Consider the following 10,969-nt stretch of genomic DNA (forward strand, 5'->3'; position numbering starts at 1 on the left):
TCCCTCCTGATATAAATAATATTTCGGTGGAAATAGTCACTTAGAGAGCCCTGATTCGTGCAGATGCCCTTCGCCTAAACAGCCAAGGTTACTTGTTATAAGACACCTGTTGACTAGCTTCACGCTTTACCGCTACTGTTTTACCATAAAATGATCAATTTGCAAAGGGGAAGGTACGGCTTTATTTCAATTTGAGAGAGAATGTAAACTTGCTACCTAAGCCATACTGACTTTCTGCTGAGATGTCGCCGCCAAGCTGATGGGCTAGTTCTCGTGCAATCGCAAGTCCTAAGCCATGACCACCTGTCTTCATATTGCGCGAAGTTTCTACACGATAAAGTCGTTTAAAGATCTTTTCCAAATCCTCAGGATGAATCCCCTGACCCTCGTCTTTCACACTGATTGTCAGCTCTTGTTCTGTTAATTGGGCAAGAACCTCGATTCTGGTTCCTGGTTCTGAATATTTAAAGGCATTGTTTAACAAATTGACTAAAATGCGAGAAAGTTTGTCATAATGGCTCTTGACTTTCGCTGACTCAGGTGACACTTGAATGTAAACATCTCGCTCCTCTTGTTCAATCTGGAGTTGAAATTCACTCATTGACTCAATCAACAGCTGATCTAAAAATACCTCTTCGACTTCTTCATCAGCAGTATCTTGAGGTTGTGTGTTAAGAGTCAAAACATCCAATTCCTCTACTAGCTTGTTTAGACGCTCAGTTTGCCGACCAATCGTGGCTAAGTAGTGGAGCCTCTCCTCTTCCTTAATCACCCCATCTAGAATTCCCTCTACAGTAACCTGAATGGAGGTAATGGGAGTTTTAATATCGTGAGAGAGCTGCGCAATCATCATTCTCTTTTCTTGCTCGCTCTCATCAAGTGATTGAAAGATGGCTTGCAAATTGTGGGACATGTCATTAAAAGCCTGGCCCAGCTCTTGAAACTCTAATGGGCCTTTGGTTTCAATTTCTGTGCTGAAATCCTTGCTGGCTATATCCTGAGCTTGTTTTTTCAAATGTTTCAGAGAAGAAAAAACAGGCGACAAAAGAAAGATGCTCACTGCAGCGCCAATGAAACTAGCAATCAAGGTCATTCCAACTAGAAAGTACACTTCACTTTTCTCGATCAACATTCGTTGGACTGCCCAGAAAACAACCAAAATCGTTAGTAGAGTCGACACTAGATACCCCACTAAAATATAGTTTTTTAATTTCATTTTCTACCTCTTGGTTTTTCCATCTTATAGCCCAAACCCCAGACAGTTTTGATAGCAGGAGCATTTGAATTTGTATACTTGGTCAACTCTTGCCTCAAAGCATGGATATGAACATTGAGTGTATTGGTATCATCCACATAGTCCTCTTGCCATACCTTCTCATAAAGTTCCGTCTTTGAAAAGACTCTCTCAGGATTGCTGGCTAATACCCATAGAAGTTCAAAGGATTTTACTGTCAATTCCAAAGGTTGGTCCCCTATGCGAACCTCATGAGTCACATGGTTGATCACTAAGTCACCAAGCTCGATCCGCTCTGTCTCACCTCCACGGCTAAGGCGACGTAAGATATTATTCACTCTTAAAACCAATTCGCGTGGACTAAACGGTTTGGCTATGAAATCATCTGCCCCCATACTTAATCCATAAATCTTATCCTGCTCGCTTGTCTTAGCAGTTGTAAAGAGAAAGGGTTGATCAGGAGCAATATATTGAACCTCACTGATAAAATCATAACCGTCCATATTGGGCATCATGATATCTGTGATGATGAGGTCAATAGATTTTTTTCTGAAAAGTTCTAATCCCTCCTTGCCATCATGGGCGACTAAAACATCGTATCCTGCCTGTAAAAGATAGCGGTTTTGAATATCTAGAATATCTATCTCATCATCAACCAGCAAAATTGTCTTTTTCATCTGACGCTCCTCTGATAAAAACAGTGTTATACTTGCCTTAGTATAACACTATTTCTTCTAATATTTAAATGATTTGAATCTTAATCTTCTCGTTTGGTTGTCAAACCTAAAAGTCCAACAAGGCCTGCCAAGGCTATACCAAAGATACCAAGGCCAGCTGTAGCCGTTTGAGCTTCCCCAGTATTTGGTAGCATAGGTTGCCCATCATTTTTCCTAGTCTTAGCCATGGAATTATCTGTGGAATCAGCCGTTCTCATCTCTGAAATATGGGCTTCTTTCGTCATATCTTTCATTTTGTTCATTGAATCTGACGTAGAAGAAGACATAGATATCTGATCTCCTTGAGGAGTTCTGGACATCATTTCTGATCCATGAAGTCGAATCGTTACTTGACGAGTAGCAACTAGATTGCTCAAGTCAGGTTTGCCATCTTTAGAACCATACACTTTGACAGTAGCTTGGTAAGTGTGAGTGCCATTGGCACGAAGTTGGTCTAGAAGGGCTTGTCCTTCTTTGCCTGTCGTGTTGCCATTCAAATCTACTTCGTAGAAATATTGGCCTTTAGCCAAGCCTTCAAGTGGCAATAGCGCTGGGTTATTCGCTGTTCCATTGTCAGACCATGGGGCTTTGTCTGAGGCTTTTAACAAGAGACGAGTCAACATACCATCTCCACCAAAAGCTTCATATGGAATAACTTGGTTGACACCGGCCAAGAAAGGTCCAGGAACATTTGCTTTTTTAAGGTAGCTAGCTGGAACATCAATCATGTCTTTAATATTGTTAACAACAGACTCTTCAACCTGATTTGGTGTGGTTGAAGCATTCAAATTAACAGTCAAATCCTTAGTCGCTACAAGATTTGTCAAATCAGCCTTGCCATCTTTAGCACCGTAAACTTTGATGGTAGCTTTATAGCTTTGAGAGCCATTTTGTTTCAACAAGTCTAACAAATCTTTATCAGATTTTCCTTGAGTGCCAGCCAAATCTACTTCATAGAAGTAAAGACCTTTGCCTAATTTCTCTACTGGTGGAAGGGCAGGATTTTTAGCTGAACCGTTGTCTGACCATGGAGCATTGTCTGAGGCCTTCAAGATAAGGCGAGTCAACATACCATCACCAGCGAAGAATTCATAAGGAATAACTTGGTTGACACCGGCTGTGAATGGACCTGGGAAATTCGCTTTATCCAAGTAAGTAGCTGGAACATCTACTGTATCTTTGGTGTTGTCGGCTACACCTTTTTGCACTTCAGCTGGGGTAGTCAAACCATTCAAGTTGACATCCAAATCTTTTGTCGCTACTAGGTTAGTCAAATCGGCCTTGCCGTCTTTGGCACCGTAAACTTTGATGGTGGCTTTATAGCTTTGTGTACCATTTTGTTTTAAGAGGTCAAGTAGCTCTTTATCAGACTTACCTTGAGTGCCAGCCAAATCTACTTCATAGAAGTAGAGGCCTTTGCCCAATTTCTCTACTGGTGGAAGGGCGAGGTTTTTAGCTGAGCCATTGTCGGACCATGGAGCCTTGTCTGAGGCCTTCAAGATAAGGCGAGTCAACATACCATCACCAGCGAAGAATTCATAAGGAATAACTTGGTTGACACCGGCTGGAAACGGGCCTGGGAAGTTGGCTTTGTCCAAGTAAGTAGCTGGGACATCTACTGTGTCTTTAGTATTGTCAGCCACACCCTTTTGCACTTCAGCTGGAGTTGTTGCTGGTTGCGCTTCACTGACTTCACGGTCTTGCCCAGAAACTGTAGACGCAGGACTTTCCACAGGTTTAACTGCATCTTCTGTTTGTTTCTTAGAGTCAGGTTGTGCTTGCACTTCTTCTTTTGGTTCTACTACTTGATCTTTAGCATCGGTATCCGATTTTTCTGAAGAGTCTGTAGCATCCAAACTTGTTTTAGGTGTTGGAACAGACTGTCCTGAAGGAAGAGCTACATCGACTGCTTCTTTGAGAACCTCTACTGGTAAGTCGCTCTTTGCACTCTCGGAAGCAGCGTCTGGCACGACTTGAGCAGGGGTTGGATTGACGACGTCAGCATGTGCAGAACTTGGTTGACCGACTAGGACAAAAAAGCCACTGGCTACAACAACTGAAGCGACACCGACACTTAGACGGCGAATAGACCAACGAGTATATCTCTGATTTTGATTGAATTTCATAGGATTCTCCTTAGAGCTTTCTTTTTTTATGACTCTAGTATAATCTCCTAAATTTAAAAAGGATTAATAAAAAGTTGAAATTTTTCTTAAATCCCTCTTATAAAATACTTATATTGACTCCATAGTTATTGAAAAAAGAGTAGTCCTTTCTCTTCTACTCACTCAGCTCTGTTAGAGTATCCAAATGTTGGTTATTAATCACCGCCATGATATAGGTGCTTGACCGTAAAAAGTCATCAGGACCGAATTGAACATCTAGAGGAGCATTTTCATAGTCACGAAATCCAAGTACATTGAGGTTGTATCGCCCACGTAAATCTAGCTGACTAAGGCTTTTCCCCGCCCAAGATTGGGGAATTCTCATCTCGACAATCGAAACATTCTTGTCCAGCTGAAAGACATCCACGCTGTATTATAGCCAAAGATGCTACGCCCTATTTCGCCCGCTAGTGTGATGTAACACGCCTTACCATTTTCCAAGATTATAGAATCCGCTCGGTTGCTGTTGGCCGTACCGATAACACGAATAGAGTGCTTTTTTTAATTATAAGAGCAACAAATTTATAAGGATTTGGAAAAAATAAAAGGAAGTCGACCAACCACCAACTTCCTTTTTACCTATTTTTTATAATTTCTCCTCTATTTTAAGAAAACTTTAGGCTTTGCTTTATATACTATAACCATCCTAAAACTTTTCTTTTTCATAATCTCCTAAATCCAGGTATTAGGTCCTGGATTTTTTGTGTGAACAAAAATTATGAAATTTGAATCAAAGCTTTTCTTTTTTTGACTGACTAATCATCTCTAGAAAATAGGTATGGACCCTTGTATCACCTGTTAATTCTGGATGAAAAGAGGTGACAAGCATATGTTTTTCCTTGGCTGCCACGATTGCCCCATTGACTTGAGCTAAAATCTCAACTTCTGGGCCAATGGTTTCAATGATTGGTCCACGAATAAAGACCATGGGAATCTCACCAATTCCCTTAAAGTCAGCATTTGTGACAAAACTGCCCAGCTGACGACCATAGGCATTTCTGGCTACATTGATGTCCATGCTTGCTAAATGTTTTGTTTGGTCTCCCACTATGGTTTTGGCTAACAAAATCAGACCCGCACAAGTTCCAAATACAGGTAGTCCTGCATTAATTTTCATCTTAATTGGCTCAAACAAATCTAAATCATGCAAAAGTTTCCCCATGACTGTCGACTCGCCTCCCGGTAGAATGAGCCCGTCTAAATCAGCATGAGTTTCCCAATCCTGTTGATTTCTGATTTGAACTGTTTCAACATCAAGTGCTTTCAAGACCTGCTCATGTTCCGCAAAAGCACCTTGTAATGCCAATATTCCGATTTTTGTCATCTATTTTCCTCGCTCTGCCATCAAGATTTCTATTTCATCCTTATTGATACCAACCATGGCTTCACCCAAATCTTCTGACACTTGCGCCAAAATATCCGGACGATCAAAGTTAGTTACTGCTTTGACAATGGCTTCCGCACGTTTTTTGGGATCTCCTGACTTGAAAATCCCTGAACCAACAAAGACACCTTCAGCACCCAACTGCATCATAAGCGCAGCATCGGCAGGCGTCGCTACACCACCAGCCGCAAAATTGACAACTGGCAATTTGCCATGTTCATGGACATAACGGACCAAGTCAATTGGTACCTGTAAGTCCTTGGCAGTAATGTAAAGCTCGTCTTCTCTGAGATTTTGAATACGGCGAATCTCTTGGTTCATAAGTCGCAAGTGGTGAACAGCTTGGACAATATCACCAGTCCCAGGCTCACCTTTGGTACGAATCATTGATGCCCCTTCAGAAATACGACGAAGGGCTTCACCGAGATCCTTGGCCCCACAAACGAAAGGCACATCAAACTTGGTTTTATCCACATGAATAAGGTCATCAGCAGGCGTCAATACCTCACTCTCATCGATATAATCAATCTCAATAGCCTGCAAAATCTGTGCTTCCACAAAATGACCGATACGCACCTTGGCCATCACTGGAATACTGACAGCGGCCTGAATTTCCTTGATCATCTTAGGATCACTCATGCGTGATACACCACCCACAGCACGAATATCAGCTGGAATACGTTCCAAAGCCATAACTGCAGCTGCTCCAGCTGCTTCTGCAATACGTGCCTGCTCAGGGTTTTGAACGTCCATGATGACGCCCCCTTTAAGCATTTGTGCCAAATTTTTATTTAAGTCGTAACGATTTGTCATAGCAATCACCTCATATATTTTTATGACCCTTATTTTACACAGGATAACTTTTGAAGAAAAGTGGCACTTTTATAAACTGTATGGGGACAATTTGGATCTCTATTGTCAGAATGAGCAGAATAATCACTAAATTAGAAGGTTTACTTCTATAGATTTTAATGATTTTTTAGTAACTGAATACTGGTGATGACAAATTATTTGGTGAGCATATTGTTTACTAAATGTTTAGTTAGCTAACAGCAACTTTCTTTGTTAACCACAAAAATTCTTCTCCTACTTTAAGAAAACTTTAGGCTTTGCTTTATATACTATAACCATCCTAAAACTTTTCTTTTTCATAATCTCCTAAATCCAGGGCACAAGTCCTGGATTTTTGTGTGAACAAAAATTATGAAATTTGAATCAAAGCTTTTCTTTTTTTGACTGACTAATCATCTCTAGAAAATAGGCATGAGCCCTTGTATCACCAGTCAATTCTGAATGAAATGAGGTGACAAGCATTTGTTTTTCCTTGGCTGCCACGATTGCCCCATTGACTTGAGCTAAAATCTCAACTTCTGGTCCAACGGTTTCAATGATTAGTGTATGAATAAAGTCTATGGGAATCTCACCAATTCCCTTTTCGAAGCACTCCACCCTATAATATAATTGTTTTTTGCCTCTTATTACTGACTATCTTATTCGTAAAAAGCCTGCTTTTATTGAAAATGTCTCAGCACTTAGAAATATTCCCCCTATACAAGAAGGTTCTATTGAACTTCTAAACCTCTTACCGATAACTAAAGTCAAAAGTCCTAGGACGAAAAATTCCTCGTAGAAACCGTCAAGCAATCCGTAGACAATAGCCATAGGTTAGGTAAGAAAGCCAGAAACTTATTAAGGCACGGCCATAGGGCTAATAAAATCTAAAACTTGAGGGCTAAAGTAATTATACTGACCTGACAGAGTGCTGACCATATCAGCGAAGAAATCCATGATCGTGAAAATAAAAGATACCCAAAAGAGAACATACCACTTTAGGCGTATAGGTAATTGTTTAAAGTCAAAATGACATATCCAGAGATAAATGATCACTAAGACTAAGAGAATAACCTGTAAGTTCACTTGAGTAGGCTGCTCCTTCACTAGCCGTATTTGTCGCTGTCTCACTTATTGTTGTGTAAATGGTTGGCGATAGACTAGCCATATACATCTGGGGCGAGCGGACAATAAACTGACCAAACATAATGATCGTAATAATACCGATATCAAACCACCTCAGATTCTTTAGAGGTTGTTCGGGACTAATTTTCCTGAGTAAGGACATTGATCTTTCCTTCTATCATCTTCATCGAAGACTGTTTTTCTTTAAGTCTATTATAGATAAAAAACTTTAAATCTAACTAGAATTTTCAATAAAATTAGTATACGGTTAAAAAAGAAAAAGCAAGGGAAAGCATGTTTCCTTTGCTTCATTTTAATTATTAATCGTTCTTTTTGACAACGTTCACAAGTACAATAAGTTGGAATACTGCTAAAACAAGTAAAACCCTAAACCCATTTTGACTCCCCTGAGCCGTTGCTTGCGCAAAGTCAATCTTATGATTGGTTTGACTTAAGGCAACGATGAGGGAAGCAAGTGTTGTCCCTACTGCTCCTGCAAACTGTTGGAGGGTATTAAAAATAGCATTGGCATCAGCCCGTTGGTCCAAAGGCAATTGCTTTTGTCCGTTAGTCATAACATTACCAAAAGCAACTCCAAGCCCCGTCATAAAAATCATGTAAAAGACGAGGATTAAAGTATTTGAAAGAGAAAGACCGAACACGCTAAATAGCAACTGAGCAAGTACGATAAGGATTGCTCCAATCAGAATTGGTTTACGTGCCCCCATCTTATCTAAAATAATTCCCGAGAATGGTGCAAATCCTGCACCAATCAATGCACCCGGAAGAATCATCAGGGCGGCAAGAGTTGTATTAGAGTGGTTAACCAACTGAACATAGTTAGGTAAGAGGAAACTCATCGCAAGGGATCCCAATTGAAAAGAAAAGAAAGCTATGATATGACCGGTCAGTTTACGATTTTTCAAAATCGAAAGATTGATAATGGAATTATCCAATTTAATTGAACGCCTAATCAAAATGACAAGACCTAAGATACCAATCAAAAGCCAACCTAAGACTGAGAAACTGAAGAAAGCATGATCAGCAATTCCATGAAGGCCTAAAATCAAGCCCAAGAAAAGAAAGATGATAGCCAGTAGACTGAGGATATCTAAAGATTCACGTTTAACCTCACTCTTTTGCTCAATGGAACGAAGCCCTGCTATCAGTGAAGCCAAGAGAATAGGAAACTGAACAAGAAAAATAGAACGCCAGCCAAAATGTGTCGTTAGAAGACCGCCGACGGTTGGGCCAATGGCTGGTGCAACTGCTGTAATCAGTGTACCAACCCCCATCATAAGACCAATCTTACGGCTAGGTATCCGCTCCAAAATGATATTAAACATGAGAGGAAGGGCAAAACCGACACCCAGACCTTGTACCAAGCGACCCAAGACTACAAAGCCAAAGTTAGGAGCTATGAAGTCGATAAGGACACCCAAGACCGACAGCAGATTGGCGATTAGGAAGATAGATTTCATCTTAAAGGAACGCTTGAGGTAGGCTGATAAGGGTACCACACAAGCAACGACTAATAGGTAGATGGTTGTGACCCACTGAACTGTTGATGTTGTTACTGAAAATTCCTTCATCAAAATCGGGAAGGTGATGTTCATGGCTGTTTCACCAGCCACTCCACAAAAGGAAAGGATGCCTGTCGCAAAGATAGCAGACAAGACCTTGATGGAGATCTTTTCTTCTGACATGAGTATTTATTCCTCCTTGATAAACTTAAAGATTACGATAGTGTTGTAAGATTTTTAGAAAGATCTCTCTTCAGCTGAAAATTGCTGAGCAAACTCTTTCTCTTCTTTACGAAGATAGGATTGACAGGCAGACGCGATTTTCACCGCCTTATCCGTTAAAACAACCGCTTTTTGCCTAGCGTCTTTCGATGAGGTATGTCGTTCGATAAGGCCTTTTTTCTCCATCCGCTGTAAGAGAACTGTTGTTATTGACCTTTGAATGTCAAATTCGTGCTCAATGTCACGTTGAAATACCTCATACTTAGCATGATTGGTTATAAAATCGATAATGGCCATCTGATTTCCAGTCAAATCATATTGTTTGGCAAACTGATCCAAGTGGCGCAACATATTGTTATTTGCTTGCTTCAACAAGCCTCCAAAATGGTCCAAAAAATAACTCCTTAACCATATTGTTAGCTAACTAGCGTTATGTAGTATAAGAGTTTTAGAAGGTAATGTCAATAACTTTTCAAAAAATTTCCACTCAACTTTCAATAGATTTCGAAAAAACTCAAGGACTTAAATCCTTGAGTTGCTTCACTTAATCTTTTTTGACAGGAATTTCCTTAATAATACGCGCTGGATTCCCACCTAGAACCACATTATCACCAAAGGACTTGGTAACGACTGCCCCTGCTCCAGCTACTACATTATTCCCCAATGTAACGCCTGGAAGAATGATCACACCTCCACCAGCCCAGAAATTATCGCCAATGGTAATCGGTGCCCCATATTCAATGCCTGAATTGCGCTCAGTTGGATCAAGCGGATGAAGAGGTGTTAAAAACTGACAATTGGGACCAATCATAGCATTGTCACCAATCGTGATAGGACAAATATCTAGCATAGTCAAATTCCAGTTAGAATAAAAATTTTCACCAATATGGATATTGACCCCATAATCGGTAACGCACTGAGGGTTCATAGCAACATTTTTCCCAGTAGAACCAAACCAAGATTTGACAATCTCTGCCCTCTTGAGACGGTCAGGTTCAGCATTAAAGGCCATTTGCTTTTCTCTAGATTTAGCTGCTAAAGCACGTAACTCAGGATCGCTAGGTTTATAAAAATCACCTGCAATCATTTTTTCATATTCTGTCGGCATGGCATTCTCCTCTTCTTACTTCTTCTCCTATATTTTAGTATAGAACTATATGTTACCACAAGCGATTGTGTGCTGTAAAAGTAAGTAAAGTCCTTTCATACTTTTATCATATTTAGTAATTTCCGTAGCCTTCAGACCGTTCATTAACAAAAAAACCAAGTTCTCTATGCAACTTGAGATTTTCTTTCTATCTGGGCATGCCTGAGTGTTTCAGGTCTTTTGATTATTTTCCTCATTTACCTTTGTTTGCTTTTTCCTCATCTTAATGTTAGTTATGCTATCAACAGATGAACCTGTGTCACCGTTCTTATCGAAATGGTTTTCCACCATATCTTCTTTTAAATCTAAGCTACTCAACTTCAATCAAGTTATAACAAAAAGTAGATTAGGACTTAATTCCAATCTACTTTCATTCTAGATATTGAATGTTAACATCATAAATCTAACAAGTTTTCCAAATGTGTAACGGCATCTACAAAGTTATCCGCAACGTAAATTGCTACTTTTTTAACAGCCTTTGGAGCATGGGACATACAGTAAGAAATGTCTACCACCTCAACATTCCCAAATAAAAAACACCTCATAGCTAGATTGTTATCTAACATAGAGGTATTTTTTGTGCTTTTCTGAGTATTGTTATGTCTTTTGCAATACTAAACTA

The 10,969-nt window shown here is 40.0% G+C and carries 11 protein-coding genes and 1 pseudogene; all 12 read right to left on the reverse strand.

All coding sequences use genetic code 11. The features are described from left to right. Positions 1 to 181 precede the first annotated feature (181 nt). The 12 genes and pseudogenes from EL076_RS06660 to EL076_RS06725 all read right to left on the reverse strand — a co-directional run bounded on the left by EL076_RS06660 (position 182) and on the right by EL076_RS06725 (position 10,892). Positions 182 to 1,216, reverse strand: coding sequence for a sensor histidine kinase (locus EL076_RS06660; protein ID WP_126429767.1), 1,035 nt, complete (start codon positions 1,214 to 1,216; stop codon positions 182 to 184). Then, entirely contained in the window at positions 1,213 to 1,911 is a 699-nt protein-coding gene (locus EL076_RS06665) for a response regulator transcription factor (protein WP_048788425.1), read from the reverse strand. Before EL076_RS06665 ends, EL076_RS06660 begins: the two co-directional genes overlap by 4 nt. Before the next feature lie 80 nt (positions 1,912 to 1,991). Then, positions 1,992 to 4,076 (reverse strand): SSURE domain-containing protein, encoded by a 2,085-nt coding sequence (locus EL076_RS06670; protein ID WP_126429769.1) that lies wholly within the window; start codon positions 4,074 to 4,076, stop codon positions 1,992 to 1,994. A 154-nt stretch (positions 4,077 to 4,230) separates the two neighbouring features. Beyond that, positions 4,231 to 4,485: pseudogene (locus EL076_RS06675) on the reverse strand (TrkA family potassium uptake protein); the annotation flags it as partial. Between the two features lie 360 nt (positions 4,486 to 4,845). Beyond that, positions 4,846 to 5,439 carry a pyridoxal 5'-phosphate synthase glutaminase subunit PdxT gene (pdxT, locus tag EL076_RS06680; RefSeq protein WP_126429771.1) on the reverse strand — a complete coding sequence of 198 codons (594 nt, stop codon included), beginning with the start codon at positions 5,437 to 5,439 and terminating at the stop codon, positions 4,846 to 4,848. Further along, entirely contained in the window at positions 5,440 to 6,312 is an 873-nt protein-coding gene (gene pdxS, locus EL076_RS06685; protein WP_048788383.1) for a pyridoxal 5'-phosphate synthase lyase subunit PdxS, read from the reverse strand. It abuts the gene before it with no gap. Between the two features lie 402 nt (positions 6,313 to 6,714). After that, the gene (locus tag EL076_RS06690) at positions 6,715 to 6,948 is read right to left on the reverse strand and encodes a type 1 glutamine amidotransferase family protein (RefSeq protein ID WP_064520095.1); all 234 of its coding nucleotides are present in this window, start codon (positions 6,946 to 6,948) and stop codon (positions 6,715 to 6,717) included. A gap of 406 nt (positions 6,949 to 7,354) precedes the next feature. After that, a complete protein-coding gene (locus tag EL076_RS10330; RefSeq protein WP_064520097.1) occupies positions 7,355 to 7,618 on the reverse strand; it encodes a hypothetical protein in 264 nt (87 codons plus the stop codon). Between the two features lie 157 nt (positions 7,619 to 7,775). Then, positions 7,776 to 9,161: an MFS transporter gene (locus tag EL076_RS06705; RefSeq protein ID WP_048788419.1), complete on the reverse strand. Its 1,386-nt coding sequence runs from the start codon at positions 9,159 to 9,161 to the stop codon at positions 7,776 to 7,778. A 54-nt stretch (positions 9,162 to 9,215) separates the two neighbouring features. Further along, positions 9,216 to 9,593, reverse strand: a complete 378-nt coding sequence (locus EL076_RS06710) for a MarR family winged helix-turn-helix transcriptional regulator (RefSeq protein WP_232009624.1) — start codon at positions 9,591 to 9,593, stop codon at positions 9,216 to 9,218. 151 nt (positions 9,594 to 9,744) lie between these two features. Beyond that, positions 9,745 to 10,308: a sugar O-acetyltransferase gene (locus EL076_RS06715; protein WP_064520102.1), complete on the reverse strand. Its 564-nt coding sequence runs from the start codon at positions 10,306 to 10,308 to the stop codon at positions 9,745 to 9,747. 434 nt (positions 10,309 to 10,742) lie between these two features. After that, positions 10,743 to 10,892 carry a hypothetical protein gene (locus EL076_RS06725; protein WP_197716136.1) on the reverse strand — a complete coding sequence of 50 codons (150 nt, stop codon included), beginning with the start codon at positions 10,890 to 10,892 and terminating at the stop codon, positions 10,743 to 10,745. Positions 10,893 to 10,969: the final 77 nt, after the last annotated feature.

Origin of the sequence: Streptococcus vestibularis, assembly GCF_900636445.1 — a bacterium.
Lineage (GTDB): Bacteria > Bacillota > Bacilli > Lactobacillales > Streptococcaceae > Streptococcus > Streptococcus vestibularis.

What these genes read in the sequence shown, in the direction of transcription:
- EL076_RS06705 (WP_048788419.1), bottom strand. Translation starts at nt 9,161, where the DNA reads ATGTCAGAAGAAAAGATCTCCATCAAGGTCTTGTCTGCTATCTTTGCG.
- EL076_RS06715 (WP_064520102.1), bottom strand. Translation starts at nt 10,308, where the DNA reads ATGCCGACAGAATATGAAAAAATGATTGCAGGTGATTTTTATAAACCT.
- pdxT (WP_126429771.1), bottom strand. Translation starts at nt 5,439, where the DNA reads ATGACAAAAATCGGAATATTGGCATTACAAGGTGCTTTTGCGGAACAT.
- EL076_RS06665 (WP_048788425.1), bottom strand. Translation starts at nt 1,911, where the DNA reads ATGAAAAAGACAATTTTGCTGGTTGATGATGAGATAGATATTCTAGAT.
- EL076_RS06725 (WP_197716136.1), bottom strand. Translation starts at nt 10,892, where the DNA reads ATGAGGTGTTTTTTATTTGGGAATGTTGAGGTGGTAGACATTTCTTAC.
- EL076_RS06670 (WP_126429769.1), bottom strand. Translation starts at nt 4,076, where the DNA reads ATGAAATTCAATCAAAATCAGAGATATACTCGTTGGTCTATTCGCCGT.
- EL076_RS10330 (WP_064520097.1), bottom strand. Translation starts at nt 7,618, where the DNA reads ATGTCCTTACTCAGGAAAATTAGTCCCGAACAACCTCTAAAGAATCTG.
- EL076_RS06660 (WP_126429767.1), bottom strand. Translation starts at nt 1,216, where the DNA reads ATGAAATTAAAAAACTATATTTTAGTGGGGTATCTAGTGTCGACTCTA.
- pdxS (WP_048788383.1), bottom strand. Translation starts at nt 6,312, where the DNA reads ATGACAAATCGTTACGACTTAAATAAAAATTTGGCACAAATGCTTAAA.